Here is a 20,171-nt window from a genome sequence, read left to right as displayed (position 1 = left end):
ACGCCACGTTCCCGCAGTCGGGGGTTAGCTGACCGCGATTCCTCCCTTCATACCCAGCGATAGGTGCGGTTCGCAGTGGTACAACGCGACGCCCGCCTCGTCCATCGTCTTCCGGTAGGTGACGCTCGACCCGGCCTTCGGTTCGCCCGAACTGAACTCGTAGTCGGACTTCCCGAGTTGTTCGTCCGGTTCGGCATCTACGTTGTGTGCATCCCCCTCGCCCGTCCACGAGAAGGTCACTTCCGTCCCCGCCGAGACGACGATTGCCGGCGGATCGTACGCGAAGTCACCCCGATTTCCCTCCGTACCGACGTGGACGGTGACCGTCTCGCGGTCGGTCCAGTCGAGCAACTCGCCGTCGTAGTTGTCCGCCGCGCCCCCGACGTTCGTCTCGGTCAACCACTCGTCGATTAGCGGGTAGTCGCTCCCGGCGACCGTTCGCTCGCCACCGCCCCCTCCAGTACACCCGGCCAGCCCCACTGTCGTCGCGACGCCGACCATGCGGAGGAGCGTCCGACGCGTCGTGTTGGACATCGAGTAGTAACTACGGGGCGAACGCGGATATTGTTACTGGTTAACACAGAGCACGCTACGCTCCGGGTCGCGTCGGGTCGCTACCGCCGCACCCGCCCGCCGGCCACCCGAGCGAACCCGAGCGCCCGCGTCTCCCGGTGAACGTCCTCGCACTGATTCTCCAGTTCGCGGTGCGCCGCCACGAGGCGCGAATCGAGGATATCGGTCGGCGACCCCGTCATACTCCGCGTCCCCGGCGGCGACGACGCGCGGACGACGCCCCTGAAAATCGCGTTGAGCGGCGTGAACGGCGTCCGCGTCGTCCGAGCCAAGTCGGCGAGGGCGAATCTCCCGCCGGGGCCGACGAGTTCGGCCCACGTTTGAACCGCGGCGGCGGGGTCGGCGAGCATCCCCGAGACGAACGTGGCGAGAACGGCGTCGGCGTCGCCGACGGGTGGGCGGGTGGCGTCGCCGCGGACGACGTGAACGTTCTCCCAGCCTTCCCGTCGGATTCGCTCCCGGGCGACGGCGAGGACGCCCGGCGTGAAGTCGACGCCGACGACGGTTCCCTCGGGACCGACCCGCTCTCGGAGGTAGGGGAAGTTCGCACCCGTCCCGCAGCCCATCTCCACGACGATATCGCCGGGCGCCGGGTCGAGGGCGTCGGCGACGGCGCGTCGGAGGCCCCGGACGCCCGGCGTCCGGCGGGCGATGTCGTCGTACAGCGCCGCGTAGCGCGTGTAGAACTCCTGCGTGGTGGTGACGCCGTCCGCCATCTTAGTCGGCGAGGAGACCCCGGACCGCGCGGGCGACCGCGGGCGCGTCCGGGCCGAGGACGTAGGTGATGGCCTCGATACCGTACGCGCCGGTCTGGTACACCACGAACGTGTCCGAGAGGTCCGCCCGACCGGACAGGGCGGCGGTGATGGGGTCCTCCGGCGCGTCGGGGTCGAACTCGACGGCGTCGTGGCCGGCGGCTTCGAGCGAGGAGACGACGTCCGGGTCGTACCGGATGTTGACCGCGGCCCGCACGTCCCGGCCCGCCTCACGCGCCGAGAGCAGGACGCTCGCGACGTGTTCGCTCACGCCGAATTCGGGGTCGCCGGGCACCGTCGCCTGTCCCTTCACGTCGAAGATGCGCCCGGGGATGCCCGCCACGTCGTCGATGCCGTCGGCGTCCGGCAGGCACTCCACGAGGTTCGAGCCGACGTTCGGAATGAGGCCGGCGAATCCGCTGGCGTTCGTCAGCGTCCGCAGGCCGCGGCGGACCGACGACCGGACGCGCTCCGCTGTCCGGAGCGTGCTGTCGGGGTCGTGGACGCTCAAGGCGCCGTCGTACTCCGCAAGCGCCGGCATCGCCTCCTCGTGAAGCGTCGCCAAGAGGTCACCCTCCTCCAAGCGTCGGACCAGTACCTCGGCCTCCACGAGCGCCTGCACGGGCGTCATATCGCCCGTCGAGAGCCCCTCGGCGATGCGCTCGACGAGTTCTTCGACCCGTTCGTCCTCCAAGAAAACCTCGTTGCGGCTCACCTCGCCGTGGGCGTACTTCGAGACGGCCGACTGGCTGATGCCGAGGGCCTCGGCGACCTCTCGCTGGGTGAACCCCCGGTCGCGGAGTTCCTCGGCGAGCATCGACCGGAACGTGGGGAGGAACGCGTCGACGACTATCTCCTCGATGAACCGCATCAGCTCTCCCCCGTCCCGCCCGCACCGTCGGCGTCAGCGTCAGTCTCTGTGCCCGCCTCCGTTTCTGCATCCGCGTCCGCTTCGGCCTCGGCGCGCGCCGCGGCGAACTCGGGGTCGGAGCCGATGCGGGAGGCCTGCGGTCCCTCCTGGTTCTGGTACTTCGACCCGCGTTCGACGCCGTACGGGCGCTCGGCGGGGTTCTTCATCTCGGTGAACACGAGTTGGGAGACGCGCATCCCCGGCGAGAGGGCGACGGGGGCGGTGCCGAGGTTCGACAGTTCGAGCGTGATCTGTCCGTGGTACCCCGGATCGACAATTCCTGCTGTTGCGTGAATGACGATGGCGAGGCGGCCGAGCGACGACCGTCCCTCGACGGTGGCGAGGAGGTCCGGCGGAATCTCGACGCGCTCTTTGGTCGTCCCGAGGACGAAGTCGCCGGGGTGCAGGATGAACTCCTCGCCCTCCGCGACGTGCGTCTCTCGGACGTACTTCGACACCTCGTTCTCCCGGTTCGGGTGGATACAGGAGATGTTCGTCCGCTGGAACTCCAGGAACTCCTCGCCCAGTCTGAGGTCGACGCTCGCCGGCTGTACCTGCATGTCCACGTCGTCAAGCGGATCGACAACGAGGTCCCCCTCCCCCAGACGGTCGAGGATGTCCACGTCGGACAGTATCATATCGACAGAGGTGCATCGGGGCGATGTAAAGGACTCGTCTCGGAGTCGCCTATCGACCGGCCGCGGGTAACGACAGTGCCCGCATCCGACCGGTCGGGCATAAGACCTTCCGGGAAGCCGAGAGTAGTGGGAAACGTGAAGTCGTTCTCATCGCTCTCCTCTGAGTCGTCGATGGACCGCTCTCGAGTCGGCTGGTGGGCGTACGTCCTGGCGCTCGGCGTCGTCCTCGGGTTCGTCGTCTACTCGTTCGTCGGGACGTTCGTGCTCGGCGTCTTCGCCTACTACGCGGCGCGGCCACTGTACGGCCGTATCAGTCGAGTAACCGACTCGGACGGGGTTGCCGCGGGGGCGACGGTACTCGGGTTCGTGTTGCCCGTCGTCCTGTTGCTGCTGTACACGGGCGTCCACGTCGCGACGAGTCTCCAGACTTCCCTCGGTAGCCTCCCCGAGCCGATTCGGATGCTCATCCAGCGGTTCACCGGCATCCAGTCGCTCTCGGGCGCGCAGTGGCAGTCGCTCTCGAACCTCGTCTCGAACCCGCCGCGGTCGTTCAGCATGGACCAGCAGACCGTCCAGACGATACTCCAGCAGGGCACCGCCGTCCTCGGAACGGCGGTGAACGTGCTCTTGCACCTCGTCCTCGCGCTGGCGATGGCGTTCTATCTGCTCCGCGACGACGACCGCATCGTCGGCTGGTTCCACGACAACGTCGCGAGCAAGGAGTCGACCACCGGACAGTACATGGCCGCCGTCGACACCGACTTGGAGTCGCTGTACTTCGGCAACGTCCTGTTCGTCGTGGTGATGGCGGTCATCGCCGCGACGGTCTACTCCGGGACGAACATGCTGGCGCCGCAGGGCCTCTCCATCCCGATTCCGCTCGTCCTCGCGGTGCTGACCGGCGTGTCGAGTCTCATCCCGCTGGTGGTGAGCAAGGTGGTGTACATCCCGATAGCAGGATACCTCGCCCTCTCGTCGATACAGACGCCCGGCAACCAACTCGCGTTCGTGGGCGGCTTCCTCGCGGTCTGTCTCGTGGTGTTGGACCTCGCGCCGCAGGGCATCATCCAGCCCTACATCACGGGCCGAAAGCTCCACCCGGGGCTCCTGCTGTTCGCCTACATTCTCGGCCCCATCGTCTGGGGTTGGTACGGGTTCTTCCTGCTCCCCCTGATCGTCGTCCTCGTCATCGAGGTGGTGCGAGTGACCTTCACCGACCTCGTTCACGGCGACACGCTGACGCCGCACGTCGACGCCGCCCGGTCGCTCGGCACGACCGAACCGGCGGCGTTCTCCGAGGAAGAGGACGCCGGCGACTCGACCGCCGGCGACGACGAATCCGCTGCCGACGAGGACGACGGGCCGTCGGACGGCGGACGCGGGTCGAACTCCCCCGGCGACGCCTGAGAACGACTCGGCACTGCTTTACCGCCGGGGCGGCGACTGCGCCCCATGAAACAGGCCATCGTCGCCCGGGCGGACCTCGGCATGGGCCGCGGCAAACTTGCCGCGCAGGTCGCCCACGCCAGTCTCTCGGCGTACGAGGACACCGACCGAAAGGCGCGGACGGAGTGGAAGGGTTCCGGACAGAAGAAGGTCGTCCTGAAGGCGAACGGCGAGGACGAACTGTTCCGTCTCGCGGACGACGCCGAGCGTCAGGGGCTCCCGCACGCCATCATCCGGGACGCGGGGCACACCCAGTTGGAGCCGGGGACCGTAACCTGCCTCGCCGTGGGGCCGGGTCGGGACGAGTTGGTCGACAAGGTGACCGGCGACCTCTCGCTGTACTGAGTTCTCCCGACGGAAACCGCCGAACAACCACATCTCGCGGCGAGGAATAGCCGAACAACTTACAACGCGCCACTGCCGATACCCCGGCGATGAGGGACTTCGCGGCGTCCGACTCGGATCAACGACTTCTCCAGATACTGGAGAACGTCAACGACGTCATCACGGTCCGAGACGCCGAGACCGGCGAGACGCTGGCGGTCAGTGGCGCCGTCGAGGAGGTGTACGGCTACACTCCCGAGGAGTTCCGCGACCTCCCCATCGAGGCGTACAGCGCCGGGCCGCCGGAGTACACCGAAGAGCGCGCACAGGAGTTGATAGCCGAGGCGCGACGAACGGGGGAGAGCACCTTCGAGTGGAAGGCCAAGCGGGCCGACGGCACCGAGTTCTGGGTCGACATCGACATCTCGAAGACCGACCTCGGCGACCGGACGGTGCTCGTGAACGTCATCCGCGACGTGACCGACCGCAAGGAGCACGAACTCGAACTCGAGCGGTACGAGCGGCTCGTCTCGCTCATCTCCGACCCGGTGTTTACGTTCGACGAGCGGGACCGGATCGACTACGTCAACGAGGCGACGCTGAATCTGACCGGCTACTCGCGGGAAGAACTAATCGGCGCGCACCCGGCCAAACTGACGCTCAGTTCCTCGACGTCGCGCGAACATCTCGAAGCCATCCACGGGCTCCAAGAGTCCGAGGAGGACTCGGTGCGTCTAGAAGGAACCGTCACCCGCGCGGACGGGAGCGAGCGGACCATCGAGTCGCACATGGCGCTGTTGCCGCCGCGGAACGGCGAGTCGTTCGGCGGGGCGGTCGGCGTCGCCCGCGACATCACTCGCCGGAAGCGCCGCGAGGAGAAACTCGAGCGGTTCGCCAGCGTGCTCAGCCACGACCTTCGGAACCCGCTGAGCGCCGCGATGGCGCAGTTGACGCTCCTTCGGGAGGTGGAGGGCTGCGACAACGAGTACGTCGACACGCTGGAGGACCTGACCGACCGGATGGCCGAGATAATCGACGACGTGCTGACGCTGGCCCGCGAGGGACGGTACGTCAGCGACCCCGAGACGTTCCCGCTCACGGNGATGTGTATAAGAGACAGCCGTCGAGGCCCCCGCGGCCACTCTCGTCGTCGGCGACGACCTAGGGGTCGTCGAGGGCGACAGACAGCGCGTCCGTCGCCTCCTGGAGAACCTCTTCGACAACGCGGTCCGCCACGGCGGGGAACGCGTCACCGTCACGGTCGACCGCCTCTCCGACGGGTTCTCAGTCGAAGACGACGGGCCGGGCATCCCCGCGGAGGAGCGCGACGACGTGTTCGAGTACGGCTACTCGACGGCGGACGACGGCACGGGTTTCGGGCTCAACATCGTCGCCGAGATAGCCGACGCCCACGACTGGGACGTCGCGGTCTCGGAGGGCGACGGCGGCGCCCGCTTCGAGGTCACGGGCGTCTCCGACTGACGAGGCGGGAACGGGAAGCCCGCCGCGAGGAACCCGAGACCGGAGGGACCTTACCCGCCCGAGCGAAACGCCGAGCAACCGGAGACACAGATGCGCGAGGCTCACTCACTCGAACGGCGCGTCGGAATCGATTACTACGCGAGCGACGCCGAGGGCACGGGCGGCCGCCTCCGCGTCGACCCCGAGGACTTCCGCGTCCGCGAGGTGGAGGCGATGGACCCCGTCGACGTCGACGCCGACCCCGGCGACTACCCGCACCTCCTCCTGCGCGCGACGCTCCGCGAGTGGGACACGAACGACTTCGCGCGCCGCCTCTCGGACGCGATGGGAATCAGCCGCGAACGCGTCTCGTGGGCGGGGACGAAGGACAAATACGCCGTCACGACGCAGTTGTTCTCCGTCCGCGACGTCGACCCCGAGAGGATTCCCGACGTACGCGACGCCGACGTGGCGGTTCTCGGGCGAATCGGGCGCGACCTGGGGTTCGGCGACCTGGCGGGCAACGACTTCGAGGTGCGCGTCCGCGACGCCGACGCCCCCGAAAACGCCGCCGCGGTCACGGCGGAGTTGGCGGCGTTCCTCGCGGGCGAAAACGGCTCGGAGGGTGACGATGCGGGCGGCGACGGCGGCGAACCGACCGACGGCCAGACGGCCGCCGTCGCCGTCCCCAACTACTTCGGCCACCAGCGATTCGGCAGTCGCCGGCCCGTCACGCACGTCGTGGGCCTGCACGTCGCCCGCGAGGAGTGGCGCGAGGCCGTCCTCGCCTACGTCGGCAACCCCGCCGAGGCCGAACCCGAGGGGACGCGCGAGGCCCGGCAGTTCGTCGACAGGGAGGCCGACTCGGACCGTCCCGACTGGGGGGCCTGCCTCGACGCGATGCCGCACCGCCTGCGCTACGAGCGGTCGATGCTCCACCGCCTCGCCGAGGACGGGGACGAGACCGACGAGGAGTGGCGGCACGCCCTCGAAGCCGTCCCGCGGAACCTCCAGCGTCTGTTCGTCAACGCCGCGCAGTCGTACGCGTTCAACCGCATCATCTCGGAGCGACTCGACCGGGGACTGCCGCTGACCGAACCCGTCGAGGGCGACGTGGTCTGTTTCTCGGACCGCGACGTTCCGGACCGACTCTACCGCGCGGACCCCGATAGAACCCAAGTGGCGACGGGCCGCCGCGTCGACGTGATGGCCCGCCACTGCGAACGCGGCCGGGCGTTCGTCACCGCGCCCCTCGTGGGGACGGAGACGGAGTTGGCCGAGGGCGAACCCGGCGATGTGGAACGGGCGGTCCTCGACGAGTTGGACCTCGAACCCGCCGACTTCGACCTGCCCGGCGAGTTCGACTCCTCGGGGACGCGCCGCGCGGTTCTCCTGCGGACGGACGCGGAGACGACGGTGGACGAGGCGGGAGACGCCTACGAACTCGCCTTCTCGCTCCCCTCGGGGTCGTACGCGACGGTGCTGCTGCGGGAGTATCTGAAGGCGACGCCGATGGACCTCTGAGCGTCCTCTGGAAAGGCTAAGGGGGTTGCCACCATAGATAGCACATGACTCCCGGTGTCGAAACAGTCGAGTTCGTGGCCCGGTCGGCCCACCGGGTCGGCGTTCTCGAAGCGTTGAGCGACGGACCGACCACCCGTGGTCGACTCGGCGAGGCGACCGGCGCCTCCTCTCCGACCATGGGGCGCGTTCTCGCCGATTTCCAGGACCGCCAGTGGGTCGTGCGAGAGGGTGCCACCTACGCGCTGACACCGCTCGGCGACTTCGTCGCAGACCGCTTTCTCGACTTGCGAGACGCGATGGAAATCGAGGCGAAACTCCGCGACATCTGGCGGTGGCTTCCGCACGAGATGCCGGGCTTCAGCGTCGAACTGTTCGCCGACGCCGTCGTCTCGTACCCCGGACCGGCCTACCCCTACGAACCCGTCGAACGACTCAGCCACCTCATCGAATCGACCACGAGGATGCGCGGGTTCGACAGCATCGTCTACAAATCGAGCAACCTCGAAACGGCCTGCGGGGCGATCCTCGACGGCATGGCGTTCGAGTACGTCTTCGCACCCGAGGCCCTCCAGGGAACGTTCGCCTGGAATCCCGAACGGATGCGCGCGGTCGCCGCGTGTGACAACGCCGCGCTCTTCGTTCACGACCACCTGCCCGGCGGCGACCGGTGCGGTCTCGGCATCGTCGACGACCGGGCCGGCATCTGCTGTCACGACCCCGAGACCGGCGCACTGGTGGCCGTCGTCGATACCGATGCCCCCGCGGCTCGAGAGTGGGCGCTCTCGACCTTCGAGCGTGTCAAGACGGAGGCGACGCCGGTCGACCCCACGACCGAGTCGTCTCCGGCCACGTAGTCGCGGAGCTTTCACGACGTGAAAGCTTGCACGCGGCATCATCACGGTCTCGGAGCGCCTCCGTTCGGGCGAGGAACGACCCCATGACAGAGCACTACGATACCGTCGTCGTCGGCGGTGGCCAGGCCGGCCTCGCGACCGGGTACTACCTGCGGCAGCACGACCGCGACTTCGTCGTCCTCGACGCCGGCGGGCGCGTCGGCGACCCGTGGCGGAACCGATGGGACTCGCTCCGCGTGTTCACCCCCGCCCGCTACACCGGTCTGCCGGGGATGGGCTTCCCGACGTCGCCGTACTACTTCCCCACGAAAGACGAGGTGGCGGATTACCTCGAAGCGTACGCCGACCGGTTCGACCTCCCCGTCGAACTGGGCGTTCGCGTCAGGGCCCTCGAGCGAACCGACGACGGCTACCGGATCACCGCCGACGACCGCCGAATCGAGGCCAGGAACGTCGTCGTGGCGATGGCGAGCTATCAGGTTCCCGTCGTGCCCGACTTCGCCGCCGACCTCGCCGACGACGTCGTCCAGTTGCACTCGACCGACTACCGCAACCCCGGCCAACTCCGAGACGGCGGCGTGCTCGTCGTCGGGGCGGGAAACTCGGGGGCGGAGATCGCCCTCGAGGTCGCCGAGCACCACGAGACGTGGTTGTCGGGACGAGACGTCGGTCACGTGCCGTTCCACGTCGACTCGCGGTTCGGGAGGCACCTCGGCGTTCCGTTCGTGCTCCGCGTTCTCTACCACCGGGTCCTGACCACGGGGACGCCCGTCGGGCGACGGGTGCGGCCGAAGGTGCTCGGTCGGGGCGGTCCCGTGGTTCGGACCAAGCCCGCGGACCTGTCCTCGGCGGGAGTCGAACGGGTCGCTCGGACGACCGGAGTCCGGGACGGTCTCCCCATCGTCGGAGACGACCGGACGCTCGACGTCGCGAACGTCGTCTGGTGTACGGGCTTTCGACCGGACTTCTCGTGGATCGACCTCCCGATATTCGACGGGCAGGACGCGCCCGCGGAACCCGTCCACGTTCGCGGCGTCGTCCCCGACGCCCCCGGTCTATACTTCGTCGGCCTCCTTTTCCTGTACGCGCTGACCTCCTCGCTGTTCACCGGCGTCGGCCGCGACGCGCGATACGTCGTGAAGCAACTCACGGCACGCGACGAGAGAGGGGGAGGACAGACCGAGGCCAGCGTCACAGCGTCGCGGGAGGCGGACAGTTCCGGAGTGAAACAGGGATAGCCCGTCCGAGACCGCCTCACGGGCCTCTCGATCCGCGGTCCGGACGCGAATCCGGGCGGACGGTGACCGCCGAGAACAATCGCGTTTTTATGCGGTCGCCCGCTTTCACACCTATGGACTGCGGGCGGTGCGGCACGCCGTTAGAGAAGCCGGGAGACTACTGTCTGACGTGCAACACCGCCAACTGCGACACCGTCGTCGCCGTGTTGGAACGCGACCGGGCGACGCTGACGATGCTGGACGAAGAGGAGGTGGTCGCGACGACGACGGTGACGACCATCCCCGAGGAGGAGGGGGAAGCGAAGGTGGTCGAACTGCGGAACTTCGCGGGCCTCGTGGCCGACGAGATACGCCGCAAGCGCCCCGAGGAGGTGTACGCCGCGGGCGACCGGGACGTGCTCCGGGAGGCGCGCGCGCAGTTGCACCACGAGTTCTACCGCGTCGCCGGCGAGAACCCCGTCGAACGCGTCCTCGAACGGCGCGGCGAACGCTCGCTGGAAGTCGTCGAGACGCCGCCGAGAGAGAAGGTGGGCGGGACGCACTCGACGCTCATCGGCGACCGGGAGGGGAGACGGGCCATCAGCGTCATCGCCGACCACCCGCACGTGAAGAAGGTCATCCCCGGCCCCATCGACGCCGGCGGGATGGGGTCGCAGAAGGGCTTCCGCGCGAAGGTGACGCGCGCCGACGCCAACGGCAACGTCCGCCTCCTCCTCCGCGACGGGTCGAGCGTGCAGGAGAACCGCATCGTCACCACCGCGATGGACACGGAGACCGGCGAGTTCGTCCGCGAGGACCTGAACGAGGCGCTGCGCGAGGCGGAGTTACAGGACTAGGCTACTCGAACGCCGGCAGATACGCCGCGTTAGCGTCGAGGAGTTCCTCGGTCATCTCGTGAATCTCGTCCAGCGAGCAGGCCGCGGCGGTCAGGGGGTCCAACTTGACCGCGCGGTGGAGTTTCTCCCGGTCCCGCTCCAACGCCGCCGCCACGACGAGTCCGTTGACCGCCGCGTGCCGTCGGTCGAACGCCGCCAGTTCGGTCGGGAGTTCCCCCACCGAACACGGCCGGACGCCCGTCCCGTCGACGAGACAGGGCACCTCGACGCAGGCGTCCGCCGGCAGGTTCTCGATGGCGTTCGTCCCGTTGGAGACGTTGAGGTTGAACCGCCGCGGGGTGTCCGTCTCGATGGAGTGGATGACGCGCGAGGCGTACTCCTCGGAGCGTTCGACGCCGATATCGTCCAGGTCCGCCTCGATTTCGGGGTCGTCGCGCGCCTCCGAGCGGGCGGTCCAGCCTTCGAGGTACGTCGCCGTTCCCATCCGTTCGGCGTAGCCCTCGCCGCGCATCGCGTCGATGGTCGACTGGTCGGTCCGGAAGTACGGCACGTACTCGCTCATATGGTGGCTCGACTCGGTGACGAACGCGCCGAAGTGCCGCAGCATCTCGAACCGGACGGTGTCACGCCGGTAGACGTCCTCGTCCGCCATCGACTCGCGCAGGGCGGGGTAGAGGTCCTCGCCGTCGCGTTCGAGTTCGAGGAACCACGCGAGGTGGTTGAGCCCCGCGACCCAGTAGTCGAGTTCCTCCCGCGGAACGTCGAGGTAGTCCGCGATGGCGGAGGCAGTGTGCGGGACGGAGTGACAGAGGCCGACCGTCTCCACGTCCGTCGCCTCGAACATCGCCTCACAGAGGATGGACATCGGGTTCGTGTAGTTCAGGAGGAGGGCGTCGGGACACAACTCCTCGATGTCGCGGGCCATCTCCAGCATCGTCGGAATCGTGCGCAGGCCGCGGAAGATGCCGCCCGGGCCGATGGTGTCGCCGATGGCCTGTTTCACGCCGTACTTCTCGGGAATGCGAATCTCGTTCTCGAACGGTTCCGTCCCGCCGACGTTGATCATGTTCAGGACGTAGTCGGCGTCTTCGAGGGCTTCCCGCCGGTCGGTCGTCGCGCGAATCGTCGCGTTCAACCCCTCGTTCTCGACCATCGCCTCGGCGACGCGCGCCGTCTTCGACAGGCGGGTCTCGTCCACGTCCATCAGGCGAATCTCGCTGTCGGAGAGTTCGGGAAACGAGAGGAGATCGCCGACCAGCGTCTTCGCGAACACCATGCTCCCCGCTCCGACGAGGGTAATCGTTGGCACGTCACGTGCGTGCACGGGACGCCGAGATAAGCGTGCCGGAGGGCCGAGACCGACGCCGCCGCCGGCGAGTCGGACTCGCAGGGTTTATCCCGGTACCGCGGATAGGAGGCGATACTATGGCCGAAAACAAAGCGCGACAGACGGGAAGTGCCGGGCGCTTCGGCGCGCGTTACGGGCGCGTCGCCCGCCGCCGCGTGAAGGAGATCGAAGCCGAGATGCGCGACGCGAAGGTCGACGGCGAGGACGTCACCCGCGTCGGCACCGGCATCTGGAAGAACGAGAAGACGGGCGAGAAGTTCACCGGCGGAACGTACCGCCCCGAGACGCCCGGTGGCAAGCAGGTCCGCCGCTCCATCCGCGCCGCTCTCTCCAGCGACGGCGACGAGGACGGCGAGTAAGATACATCACGCCCGACCACTACCTCTAACATACGATGAGCTACAAATGTTCTCGGTGCAAACGCGACGTCGAACTCGACGAGTACGGCGGCGTGCGGTGTCCGTACTGCGGTCACCGCGTGCTCCTGAAGGAGCGCGCACCGACCGTCAAGGAAGTCCCGGTCCGGTAACGACCCCGATTTTCGCTTCTCGCAGATGTCCCGCCGTCACGACGTGACGCTCTCGTTTCGCTACCCCGAGGAGCGGCGCGCGCGGGTCGTCGCTGAGAGCGTCCGCGTCGAGGAGGGCGAGATAGCCGACGCTCGCTCCTCGGCGTCGGTCGAACGCGACGGCCGCGTCGTTCGGGTCCGCGTCGAAGCGTCCGACCTCGTCGCCCTCCGCGCGGGCGTGAACACGTGGACGCGCCTCGTCGGAACCGCGGAAACCGTCTCCGAGCGGGCGGCGTAGGCTCGCGCGACGAGGCTGCGAGCGGAGAATACTGGTCTTTTTCAGTCAGGGTCTCCTGGCATCCACTATGCAGGGTAATCTACCGCCTGAAGCACAGGAGAAGCTCGAGGAACTGCAGGACCTTCAGGAGACCGCACAGAAGGTTTCCGCCCAGAAACAGCAGGCCGAGTCCACGCTCAACGAGTCGGAGACGGCCCTGGAAGCCCTCGACGACATCGACGAGGACACGCTCATGTACCGCGAAGTCGGCGAACTCCTCGTCGAGACGGAGTACGAGGCGGCCCACGACGACCTGAGCGAGAAGGTCGATAGCCTCGAAGTCCGCGTCGAACAGCTCCAAAAGCAGGAAGAGCGCGTGCAGGAGCAGTTCGAGGACCTCCAGAGCGAGCTCCAGCAGATGCTGCAGGGCGGCGCGGGCGGCGCGGGCGGCGGTCCGATGGGCCCCGGCGGCGCAGGTGGCGCGTAAGCGCATGCCCACGGACGCAGAAGTCGTCGAAACGGCCGCAGAGGCGGCCGAGGGCGTTATCTTCGCGCGGTACAAACAGTCCGAGGTCAGAGATTTCGACGTGACGGTGACGTTCGAGGACGGCGTCCTCGACGTCGACGTCTACGTCAACGCCCCCGAAGACGGGGAGTCGGACTCGGAAGCCGTCGCCGACGAGGCGGCGCGCGCCGCGCAGGACGCCGTCGACGAACTATTTGCCGAGGACGCGAACGCGGATGCGGACACCGACGCGGTCTGAACCGCGTCTCGTTTTTTCGAAGCGTCGCTCGCGGACCGTCGCCGAACGCGAACGACGGCGTGTCCGCGAGCGGACGAATCTCCCCGATAGCGACGCGTCGGCGCTTCCGGACGCCGGTCGTCGCTACGTGCTCGCTCGCACCGTGCCGTCGTCGTCCGTCCCGTCCGTGTCGTCGCCGTCCTCGTCTCGGTCCGAATCGTCGTCGCTCGTCTCGTCAGCGTCGTCGCCGTCCTCGTCTCGGTCCGGACCGCTCTCGGTGCGCCGTATCGAGAGAGACTCGATTCGGGCGTCCTCGGTCGCCTCGACGCGGAGGAGACAGCCCTCCCGTTCGATTTCGTCGCCGACCTCGGGCACGCGCCCGAGGTGGCTGAAGACGAACCCGCCGATGGTTTCGACGTCGTCGCTCGCGAAGACGGTGTTCAACCGCTCGTTCACGCGCTGGACCGGGACGCCGCCGTCGACGACGTAGACCCCCTCCGACTGCCGCTCGATGGACGGTTCGTCGTCCCCCGTATCGAACTCGTCTCTGATGTCGCCGACGATCTCCTCGAGGACGTCCTCGATGGTGACGATGCCCTCGAAGACGCCCCACTCGTCGATGACGACCGCGATCTGTCCCTCGCCGCGCGCCTGGAAGTCGGCGAGGATCTCGTCGATGCGTCGCGTCTCCGGGACTGCGAGGACCTCCCGGGCGAGGTCGGCGGCGGTCGGCGGGGTCTCGGACCCCGCCTCCATCGCTTTCAGGATGTCCTTCACGTGGACGAAGCCGACGACCTGGTCGCCGTCGTCTTCGAGGACGAGATAGCGCGTGAAGCGCCCGTTGGCGGCCACGGTTCGGAGTTCGTCCAGCGGCGTGGAGGCGCGAACCGTCTGCACGTCGGGTCGCGGCACCATGATCTCGCGCGCGACGGTGTCGCCGAGTTCGAAGACGCTCTCTATCATCTCGACCTCCTCGAGGTCGATGCGGCCCGTCTCCTCCGAGCGGGCGAGGATCATTCGAATCTCCTCTTCGGAGTGGGTCTCTCCACCCTCCGAGGCGGGCGAGACGCCGAACAGGCGGGTGAACTGGTTGGCCGTCCCGTTGAACACGATGATGCCGGGCATGAAGACGTAGTAGAAGAACTTCATCAGCGGAGCCACGAGCAGGGAGATGCGCGTCGCTTCCTGGATGGCGAACGTCTTCGGAGCGAGTTCGCCGAAGACGACGTGCAGGAACGTGATGAACCCGAAGCCGACCGCGAAGGAGACGAGGTGGATCGAACTTTCCGGGAGGTAGCCGCCGAGAACGGGTTCGATGAGCGCCGCCACGGCCGGTTCGCCGACCCACCCGAGACCGAGCGAGGAGAGCGTAATTCCGAGTTGGCTCACCGCGAGGTAGCCGTCCAAGTTGTCGAGAGCGTCCCGTACGAGCGAGGCGCCGGCCGTTCCGTCCTCGACTAGCGCGTTGATCTGTGTCGGGCGGACCTTGACGAGTGCGAACTCCGCGGCGACGAACAGCCCGTTCATGAACACGAGAAAGAACGCGAGGAGGACACCGCCGACGGACAGGAGGTCAACCATGCTGCTTTCCGGTACGGTCGGCCCACTTATCCGTCTTCTCAACGAGACATCGTGACCCCCTCGACGGCGCGCTCGGGGGTAACAACTAACACGATTGATGCTGTATGGTATCATATGTCGTATCAGAGCGGGATCGGCACTACGACGCTGGACAGTCTCCGAGAACGCTACAACGAGACTCGGATGCAGTGTACGGCGTGCGGATATCTCGACACCGACGGGCGGTGGACGGCGTCGACGACGGGCGGCGAGATATCGTACGAGCACGTCTGTCCGAGTTGCGACCACGTCGACGAGGTGGTCATCAACAGAGAGACAACCGACGAGTAGGCGCTTCAGGCGAACAGGAAGATGAGGACGCTCACGGCCATCGCCGCGAGAATTATCGAGGCGGCGAAGGCGCCGCCCATGGCGACGACGGCGTTGGCGTGACTGGCGAGCGTCTCCGTCCGGTCGTTGCCGAAGACGGTCACCTCGACGCGTTCGACGGCCATCCCCGCCTCGACGGGTTCGACGTCCGCTAGCGCCTCGCGGGTGAGCGCGACGATTCGCTCCCGGAGTTCCGTTTTGTCGAGCGCCGCACCGACCTGGTTGTCCGCCTTTACCGTGTTGACGATGTGGGTGTCCGTCGTCATCGCCTCGGCCACGTCGAGGAGTGAGTCGTCTCCGAGCGCAGAGTCGCTCTCGCCCGCCTCGGTCAGGTCGGAGACGATGGCGTCGCGGAGGCCCGGTTCCATGTTGTTGCCGTCGACGAGCACGTACGCCGTCGCCTGCCCGTCCACCTCGGTGACGGCGACGCGGATGCCGAGCGGACCGATTCCCTCCGCCGGCGTCCACGGCGTCGCCTCCCAGGCGACGCCCATCGAGAGGTCGTCGCGCGGCGCGTCCGCCAGCGTCTCGCCCGCCCGTCCGGCGGCGGTTATCATGTCGAACGAGCGCTTCGACCCCGGCGTGACGTGTCCGAGGTCCGGCCCGCTGAGGCCGTCGTTGCTGTTGTGGGCGTCCACGAGGAGCACGTCGTCCAGTCCGGTGGTGCGCGCCTCCGCCGACGCCGAGAGGCCGACGGCGTAGTCCACGTCGTCGGCGAACGACGGCGCGTACGTCGAGACGAGGACGGCGTCGTCGCCGAACGCCTGCCCGAGCATCTTCGCTTCGCCGGAACTGGTGTGCACGCTCTGCGTCGCCTCGGACCCGTACTCGATTCGGTCGTGAGCGGCGTCGGCCGCTTCGAGGATGGTGTCCACTTCGCGTTCGGTGACGAGGTTGAAGTCGTGCCCCGCGGTGGCGTGCGGCGGGAACGCCAGCCCCTCCGAACGGGCGGCGACGCGTTCGGGGAAGTTACCGCCGCCTATCTCGCCCATCGGTCCGGGGTGGATCATCGGCAGGATGAACCGCGCCTTCTCCTCGTCGGCCGTCCGGAACGAGAGCACGGTGACGGGGACGATGGCCTCCTCGCCGAGTTGCTCGAAGAACTCCTCAAGTTCGCGGGAGCCCTCGGCGATGTGGCCGATGAACCCGCGGAGGAAATCCAGCATCGAGACGCCGAGGCTCCGCCGCCACGGCCGGTCGACGACGGCGACGAAGACGTACACGCCGAGAGCGTAGATGGCGCAGGTGAGACCGAGCAGGAGGAAGTGGTTCGGCCCGATGTACGACAGCGCCGCCGGGGCCTGGTCGGCCCGCGACAGGTACGGGAGCAGGTAGGCGTCGAGGATGGGACCGCCCACCGAGAGGAAGGTGAGCGTTCCGCTGTAGATGAATAATAGCACCGCTGCCGCCGCCGTTTGGAGACTCGCCGGCACCGCCGCGACGAGCAGCGACGACCGGGAGACGGCCATGATGACGAGGAGGCGGAAGGCGAACGTGGAGGCGAGGGCGACGACGAGAGCGTCGAAGATGAACCGCTGACCGAGCCCCGTGAACACCGAAACGATGGCCGCCAGCATGACGATGGCGACGATGAGTATCTCACAGACCAACGCGAGCAGCGACGAGCGGTTCGGGGTGAGCGTTCCGCCGACGAAGCGGTCGACGCCGGAGGTGCCGAACGCCGCGATGACGGTGGGGACGCCGATGAAGAAGATACCCTCCCAGGCGTCCTTGCCGAGAAAGAACAACCCGCGCCACGTCCCGACCGAGGCGCCGGAGTCGAACGCGGCGACGCCGGCCATGGCGGCGATGAGGAGGGCGAACGCGAGGCTGGTGTACCAACTGGGCGCGCGGAAGATATACCGCGACAGCCCCGCCAAGTCGCTTTGAGTAGCAGTCATCGTGTAGGGAGAATCCGGGGACGCTGGTGGAGACCGGCGCGGTCAGGACTCGCAGATGGCGAGGAAGTTCTCGAAGACGGCCTCGCCCTCTTCGGTGTGTGCGACCTCCGGGTGCCACTGGACGCCGTACAGGTCGCGGTCGACGTCGCTCATCGCCTCGATGTCGCAGACGTCGGAGGAGGCGGTGTGGGTGAACCCCTCGGGAACCTCCTTGACCTCGTCGGCGTGACTCGCCCAGACGCGCGTGTCGGGGGCGAGCGAGCCGATGAGCGGGTCGTCCTCGTCGAGGATGTCGACGGTCACGTCGGCGTAGCCGCCGTAGTCGCCGCCGCCGACGCGGCCGTCGAGTTCGGCGGCGAGAATCTGCATTCCGAGGCAGATGCCGAGCACCGGCACGTCGAGGTCGAGGTAGTCGGGGCAGTTGCCGATGCGGTTCATGTCCGGCCCGCCCGAGAGCACGATGCCGTCGGCGTCCAACTCCTCGGCCGGGGTGTCGTTGTCCACGAGGTCGGTGTCGACCCCCAGGTCGCGGAGCGCCCGGTGTTCGAGGTGGGTGAACTGACCGTGGTTGTCGATGACGACGATGCGAGTCATCAGTTGAAGGGGGATATTCGGTTGGCGGCCAAAAAGCGTCCGGAACGCGGCGCCGGTGCCGACGATGCAGAAACGAGCGTCGAACCCGACGACGGCACGGAACTCAAGTCGGTCGGTCCCCTCCGAGGGGACGTGGACTCTCCGCGCACGCGCTCCCGCGCCCGCCCCGCCGTCCGTGCGGTCGCCGGACTCGCTCTCGCCTTCCTCGTCCTGGCCGTCTTCGTCTCCCTGACGGGCGGATGGGCCGTCCTCCGCGCCCTCACGCGCGCCGACCCCGGAGTGACCGTCGCCGCCGCCCTCGCGGGCGTCCTCGCCATCTCGCTGTGGGGCGAGTCGCTCCGGCGCGCGCTTCAGCGCGCGCACCCCGTCGGCGGCCTCCGCTACCGCCTCGCGTACCTCTCCGGCGACTTCGCCCGGCAGGTGCTCCCGATGGGCCGTCTGAGCGGGTCGGCCATCATCGGCTACGCCGTCTCCAGACCGTTCGACGTGCAGTACGAGGAGGCGTTGGCGGCCGTCACGGTCACCGACCTCCTGAACCTCCTGTCGGCGGTGACGGTGTCGGCGTTCGGGCTGTCGCTGCTCTTCGAGTCGGCGACGGGCGACGTGCTGACGTTCATCGTCGGCCTCGCCGGTGCCGTCGTCGTCGTCGGCGCCGCGGCGTACCTCGCGACGCGGCGGCGCGACCTGCTCGAACGGGTCGTCGTCGCCGTCGTCGCCGTCGGTCACCGACTCGCCGCGCGGTTCGGCGCGACGACGCTCGAACGCCACCTTCACCCTCACTCGGTCGAGCGACGCGTCGAGAGCTACTTCCGCACGCTGGACGCGGTGGCCGACGACCGGCGGCGCGTCGCGTCCGTCGCGTGCTTCGCCGCGCTTGGGTGGGTGTCGTTCGCCGCCGCCCTCGCCGGCGCCGGCGCCGCGTTGGACGTGTCCGTCCCCGTCGCGGCCGCCCTGTTCGTCGCGCCCGCGTCGGGCCTCGTCGGGTGGTCGCCGCTGCCGGGCGGGTCCGGGGGCGTCGAAGTCGCGGTCACCACCGGACTCGTCGCCACGGCGGGCGTCCCCGTCAGCGCCGCCGCCGCCGTCGCCCTCCTCTACCGGGTGTGTAGCTACTGGTCGGTCGTCTGCGTCGACGCCGTCGCGACGGGACTGCTCGCCACGCTGTACGCGGAGTGAGGCGGAGTCCGAGTCCAAAAGTCAGCCGTCTTCGGCCCCGGAGCCGTACCGCTCGGCCGCCGAACTGAACCCGAACTCCTCGGCCTCCCGCGACCGGCGGTCCTCGCGCGCGGCGAACGCCTCGGGGTCGGGCGAGGCGTCGTCGTCGACGCGGGCGAACGACTTGTGGACCTTCGTGTGACACCACCGGCAGAGGGCGACCGTTATCTCGTGGGAGGGGTCCGTTCCCGAGTCGCCGTCGCCGCCGGCGCCCCCGTACGAGAGGTGGTGTTCTTCGAGGAGGGGGCGCGCGCCGGTCCGGTGGGCCATGCGGACCTCTTCGAGGCCGCACCGGACGCACTCGCGGCCGTCGGTGGTCGAGCGGTAGTGCGGGCAGTCGCGGAATTCGCGGTCCTCGCCGGCGGCGACGCAGGCGTAGTCGTCGGCGCGCCGGGCGGCCGCGAACGAGGGGTCGTCGCCGGCCCGGTCGAGTGCGAACCGGCACCGGCCGTCGCCCGTGAGGTGGTCGCAGACGCCCGCGTGGTCGTACGGGTCGTCCACGCCGACGGGCGTCCCCGTGGGCGTCTTCTCCATGGGTACCGGTACGCGCCGACCGTCTTCAATGCGGGGTTCGTCGCCGACTCCGCGGCCGAATCCGCGTCGAAGCCCGGTTGGACGGGGGGTTCTCGCCGCCGAGATTCGGCGCGAGAGATTTATGTATCCGCTGGATGACACCCCGTTCGTGCACGTCGAACACCGCCGGAACGGAACGGCTCGAACGCTCGCCAGCGACGTGGAAGTCGCGGACGGCTTTCTCTCGAAGTCGCTCGGACTGATGTTCCGCCGGAAGATACGCGACGACTACGGCCTCGTCTTCGAGTTCGACAGCCCCGACAGGCGGAGCCTCCACATGATGTTCGTCCCTTTCCCCATCGACGCCCTGTGGCTGGTCGGCGAGGAGGTGACGAAGAAAAAGCGCCTGCGGGGGTGGGTCGGTATCGGCTTCGGACTCGCCGACCGAATCGTGGAACTTCCGGCCGGGGCCGCCGACGACGTCGAACGCGGCGACACCGTCCGCCTCGTCGAGTGACGCCTCGAACGGGGTCGAACCGAGCGAAGGGCGACGCCCGACGCCGACG

General features: G+C 68.3%; 24 protein-coding genes and 1 pseudogene. 16 read left to right on the top strand and 9 right to left on the bottom strand.

Annotated elements, in window-relative coordinates; genetic code table 11:
- Nucleotides 1-24 precede the first annotated feature (24 nt).
- The 4 genes from C474_RS16910 to dcd form a co-directional block, all read right to left on the bottom strand.
- Nucleotides 25-534, bottom strand: a complete 510-nt coding sequence (locus tag C474_RS16910) for a halocyanin domain-containing protein (RefSeq protein WP_008389019.1) — start codon at nt 532-534, stop codon at nt 25-27.
- Nucleotides 535-614: 80 nt separating this feature from the next.
- On the bottom strand, nt 615-1,289 hold the full coding sequence (locus tag C474_RS16905; protein ID WP_008389017.1) for a class I SAM-dependent methyltransferase: 675 nt from the start codon (nt 1,287-1,289) through the stop codon (nt 615-617).
- A 1-nt stretch (nt 1,290) separates the two neighbouring features.
- Complete coding sequence (locus tag C474_RS16900) at nt 1,291-2,199, bottom strand: thiamine-phosphate synthase family protein (RefSeq protein WP_008389015.1); 909 nt, start codon at nt 2,197-2,199, stop codon at nt 1,291-1,293.
- The gene (gene dcd, locus C474_RS16895; protein WP_008389013.1) at nt 2,199-2,876 is read right to left on the bottom strand and encodes a dCTP deaminase; all 678 of its coding nucleotides are present in this window, start codon (nt 2,874-2,876) and stop codon (nt 2,199-2,201) included. Before dcd ends, C474_RS16900 begins: the two co-directional genes overlap by 1 nt.
- Nucleotides 2,877-3,047: 171 nt before the next feature.
- Between dcd and C474_RS16890 the strand changes: the two genes are divergently transcribed.
- From C474_RS16890 to C474_RS16860, 8 genes and pseudogenes are all read left to right on the top strand, one after another.
- Nucleotides 3,048-4,283 carry an AI-2E family transporter gene (locus tag C474_RS16890; RefSeq protein ID WP_049917141.1) on the top strand — a complete coding sequence of 412 codons (1,236 nt, stop codon included), beginning with the start codon at nt 3,048-3,050 and terminating at the stop codon, nt 4,281-4,283.
- Between the two features lie 45 nt (nt 4,284-4,328).
- On the top strand, nt 4,329-4,667 hold the full coding sequence (pth2, locus tag C474_RS16885) for a peptidyl-tRNA hydrolase Pth2 (protein ID WP_008389008.1): 339 nt from the start codon (nt 4,329-4,331) through the stop codon (nt 4,665-4,667).
- A gap of 89 nt (nt 4,668-4,756) precedes the next feature.
- A pseudogene (locus C474_RS16880) lies at nt 4,757-5,647 on the top strand (PAS domain S-box protein); the annotation flags it as partial.
- A 202-nt stretch (nt 5,648-5,849) separates the two neighbouring features.
- On the top strand, nt 5,850-6,128 hold the full coding sequence (locus tag C474_RS23200; RefSeq protein ID WP_239640455.1) for a sensor histidine kinase: 279 nt from the start codon (nt 5,850-5,852) through the stop codon (nt 6,126-6,128).
- Between the two features lie 90 nt (nt 6,129-6,218).
- On the top strand, nt 6,219-7,631 hold the full coding sequence (gene truD, locus C474_RS16875; protein WP_008389004.1) for a tRNA pseudouridine(13) synthase TruD: 1,413 nt from the start codon (nt 6,219-6,221) through the stop codon (nt 7,629-7,631).
- Nucleotides 7,632-7,675: 44 nt separating this feature from the next.
- Nucleotides 7,676-8,485, top strand: coding sequence for a helix-turn-helix transcriptional regulator (locus C474_RS16870; RefSeq protein WP_049917140.1), 810 nt, complete (start codon nt 7,676-7,678; stop codon nt 8,483-8,485).
- An 83-nt stretch (nt 8,486-8,568) separates the two neighbouring features.
- Nucleotides 8,569-9,723, top strand: coding sequence for a flavin-containing monooxygenase (locus C474_RS16865; protein WP_008389000.1), 1,155 nt, complete (start codon nt 8,569-8,571; stop codon nt 9,721-9,723).
- Nucleotides 9,724-9,836: 113 nt separating this feature from the next.
- Nucleotides 9,837-10,559, top strand: a complete 723-nt coding sequence (locus C474_RS16860) for a DUF2103 domain-containing protein (protein ID WP_008388998.1) — start codon at nt 9,837-9,839, stop codon at nt 10,557-10,559.
- A 1-nt stretch (nt 10,560) separates the two neighbouring features.
- Here the strand turns inward: C474_RS16860 and melA are convergent, their stop codons facing one another.
- A complete protein-coding gene (gene melA / locus C474_RS16855; RefSeq protein ID WP_049917139.1) occupies nt 10,561-11,868 on the bottom strand; it encodes an alpha-galactosidase in 1,308 nt (435 codons plus the stop codon).
- A gap of 116 nt (nt 11,869-11,984) precedes the next feature.
- On the opposite strand from melA, the gene C474_RS16850 reads away from it, so the two are divergent.
- From C474_RS16850 to C474_RS16830, 5 genes are all read left to right on the top strand, one after another.
- Nucleotides 11,985-12,266, top strand: a complete 282-nt coding sequence (locus tag C474_RS16850) for a 50S ribosomal protein L37ae (RefSeq protein WP_008388993.1) — start codon at nt 11,985-11,987, stop codon at nt 12,264-12,266.
- A gap of 35 nt (nt 12,267-12,301) precedes the next feature.
- Nucleotides 12,302-12,436 (top strand): DNA-directed RNA polymerase subunit P, encoded by a 135-nt coding sequence (locus C474_RS16845; protein ID WP_008388991.1) that lies wholly within the window; start codon nt 12,302-12,304, stop codon nt 12,434-12,436.
- 25 nt (nt 12,437-12,461) lie between these two features.
- Nucleotides 12,462-12,713, top strand: coding sequence for a KEOPS complex subunit Pcc1 (locus C474_RS16840; RefSeq protein WP_008388988.1), 252 nt, complete (start codon nt 12,462-12,464; stop codon nt 12,711-12,713).
- 67 nt (nt 12,714-12,780) lie between these two features.
- Entirely contained in the window at nt 12,781-13,179 is a 399-nt protein-coding gene (locus C474_RS16835) for a prefoldin subunit beta (RefSeq protein WP_008388985.1), read from the top strand.
- A gap of 4 nt (nt 13,180-13,183) precedes the next feature.
- Nucleotides 13,184-13,456 carry a DUF3194 domain-containing protein gene (locus C474_RS16830; RefSeq protein WP_008388982.1) on the top strand — a complete coding sequence of 91 codons (273 nt, stop codon included), beginning with the start codon at nt 13,184-13,186 and terminating at the stop codon, nt 13,454-13,456.
- A gap of 123 nt (nt 13,457-13,579) precedes the next feature.
- Here the strand turns inward: C474_RS16830 and C474_RS16825 are convergent, their stop codons facing one another.
- Nucleotides 13,580-15,016, bottom strand: a complete 1,437-nt coding sequence (locus tag C474_RS16825; protein ID WP_008388980.1) for a hemolysin family protein — start codon at nt 15,014-15,016, stop codon at nt 13,580-13,582.
- Between the two features lie 114 nt (nt 15,017-15,130).
- Between C474_RS16825 and C474_RS16820 the strand changes: the two genes are divergently transcribed.
- The gene (locus tag C474_RS16820) at nt 15,131-15,346 is read left to right on the top strand and encodes an HVO_0649 family zinc finger protein (protein ID WP_008388979.1); all 216 of its coding nucleotides are present in this window, start codon (nt 15,131-15,133) and stop codon (nt 15,344-15,346) included.
- A 5-nt stretch (nt 15,347-15,351) separates the two neighbouring features.
- On the opposite strand, the gene C474_RS16815 is transcribed toward C474_RS16820, so the two are convergent.
- Together C474_RS16815 and C474_RS16810 are read right to left on the bottom strand one after the other, a co-directional pair.
- Nucleotides 15,352-17,286 carry a DUF2070 family protein gene (locus C474_RS16815; protein WP_008388978.1) on the bottom strand — a complete coding sequence of 645 codons (1,935 nt, stop codon included), beginning with the start codon at nt 17,284-17,286 and terminating at the stop codon, nt 15,352-15,354.
- Nucleotides 17,287-17,328: 42 nt separating this feature from the next.
- The gene (locus C474_RS16810) at nt 17,329-17,880 is read right to left on the bottom strand and encodes a GMP synthase subunit A (protein ID WP_008388977.1); all 552 of its coding nucleotides are present in this window, start codon (nt 17,878-17,880) and stop codon (nt 17,329-17,331) included.
- Here C474_RS16810 and C474_RS16805 point away from each other — a divergent pair.
- Nucleotides 17,851-19,053, top strand: a complete 1,203-nt coding sequence (locus C474_RS16805; RefSeq protein ID WP_239640450.1) for a lysylphosphatidylglycerol synthase transmembrane domain-containing protein — start codon at nt 17,851-17,853, stop codon at nt 19,051-19,053. The genes C474_RS16810 and C474_RS16805 overlap by 30 nt on opposite strands.
- A 21-nt stretch (nt 19,054-19,074) precedes the next feature.
- On the opposite strand, the gene C474_RS16800 is transcribed toward C474_RS16805, so the two are convergent.
- Nucleotides 19,075-19,626: a DUF7097 family protein gene (locus C474_RS16800; RefSeq protein WP_008388975.1), complete on the bottom strand. Its 552-nt coding sequence runs from the start codon at nt 19,624-19,626 to the stop codon at nt 19,075-19,077.
- Nucleotides 19,627-19,747: 121 nt separating this feature from the next.
- Here C474_RS16800 and C474_RS16795 point away from each other — a divergent pair, with 121 nt between their 5' ends.
- Nucleotides 19,748-20,122 (top strand): DUF192 domain-containing protein, encoded by a 375-nt coding sequence (locus tag C474_RS16795; RefSeq protein ID WP_008388974.1) that lies wholly within the window; start codon nt 19,748-19,750, stop codon nt 20,120-20,122.
- Nucleotides 20,123-20,171 lie beyond the last annotated feature (49 nt).

Origin of the sequence: Halogeometricum pallidum JCM 14848, from assembly GCF_000337095.1 — an archaeon.
GTDB classification, from domain to species: Archaea; Halobacteriota; Halobacteria; order Halobacteriales; family Haloferacaceae; genus Halogeometricum; species Halogeometricum pallidum.
Note: the sequence above shows the minus strand (reverse complement) of the source record. Positions and strands in the feature narration are given on the sequence as shown.

Coding starts and splice junctions, on each gene's coding strand:
- C474_RS16910 (WP_008389019.1), bottom strand. CDS start 534: ATGTCCAACACGACGCGTCGGACGCTCCTCCGCATGGTCGGCGTCGCG.
- C474_RS16905 (WP_008389017.1), bottom strand. CDS start 1,289: ATGGCGGACGGCGTCACCACCACGCAGGAGTTCTACACGCGCTACGCG.
- C474_RS16900 (WP_008389015.1), bottom strand. CDS start 2,199: ATGCGGTTCATCGAGGAGATAGTCGTCGACGCGTTCCTCCCCACGTTC.
- dcd (WP_008389013.1), bottom strand. CDS start 2,876: ATGATACTGTCCGACGTGGACATCCTCGACCGTCTGGGGGAGGGGGAC.
- C474_RS16890 (WP_049917141.1), top strand. CDS start 3,048: ATGGACCGCTCTCGAGTCGGCTGGTGGGCGTACGTCCTGGCGCTCGGC.
- pth2 (WP_008389008.1), top strand. CDS start 4,329: ATGAAACAGGCCATCGTCGCCCGGGCGGACCTCGGCATGGGCCGCGGC.
- truD (WP_008389004.1), top strand. CDS start 6,219: ATGCGCGAGGCTCACTCACTCGAACGGCGCGTCGGAATCGATTACTAC.
- C474_RS16870 (WP_049917140.1), top strand. CDS start 7,676: ATGACTCCCGGTGTCGAAACAGTCGAGTTCGTGGCCCGGTCGGCCCAC.
- C474_RS16865 (WP_008389000.1), top strand. CDS start 8,569: ATGACAGAGCACTACGATACCGTCGTCGTCGGCGGTGGCCAGGCCGGC.
- C474_RS16860 (WP_008388998.1), top strand. CDS start 9,837: ATGGACTGCGGGCGGTGCGGCACGCCGTTAGAGAAGCCGGGAGACTAC.
- C474_RS16850 (WP_008388993.1), top strand. CDS start 11,985: ATGGCCGAAAACAAAGCGCGACAGACGGGAAGTGCCGGGCGCTTCGGC.
- C474_RS16845 (WP_008388991.1), top strand. CDS start 12,302: ATGAGCTACAAATGTTCTCGGTGCAAACGCGACGTCGAACTCGACGAG.
- C474_RS16840 (WP_008388988.1), top strand. CDS start 12,462: ATGTCCCGCCGTCACGACGTGACGCTCTCGTTTCGCTACCCCGAGGAG.
- C474_RS16835 (WP_008388985.1), top strand. CDS start 12,781: ATGCAGGGTAATCTACCGCCTGAAGCACAGGAGAAGCTCGAGGAACTG.
- C474_RS16830 (WP_008388982.1), top strand. CDS start 13,184: ATGCCCACGGACGCAGAAGTCGTCGAAACGGCCGCAGAGGCGGCCGAG.
- C474_RS16825 (WP_008388980.1), bottom strand. CDS start 15,016: ATGGTTGACCTCCTGTCCGTCGGCGGTGTCCTCCTCGCGTTCTTTCTC.
- C474_RS16820 (WP_008388979.1), top strand. CDS start 15,131: ATGTCGTATCAGAGCGGGATCGGCACTACGACGCTGGACAGTCTCCGA.
- C474_RS16815 (WP_008388978.1), bottom strand. CDS start 17,286: ATGACTGCTACTCAAAGCGACTTGGCGGGGCTGTCGCGGTATATCTTC.
- C474_RS16810 (WP_008388977.1), bottom strand. CDS start 17,880: ATGACTCGCATCGTCGTCATCGACAACCACGGTCAGTTCACCCACCTC.
- C474_RS16800 (WP_008388975.1), bottom strand. CDS start 19,626: ATGGAGAAGACGCCCACGGGGACGCCCGTCGGCGTGGACGACCCGTAC.
- C474_RS16795 (WP_008388974.1), top strand. CDS start 19,748: ATGTATCCGCTGGATGACACCCCGTTCGTGCACGTCGAACACCGCCGG.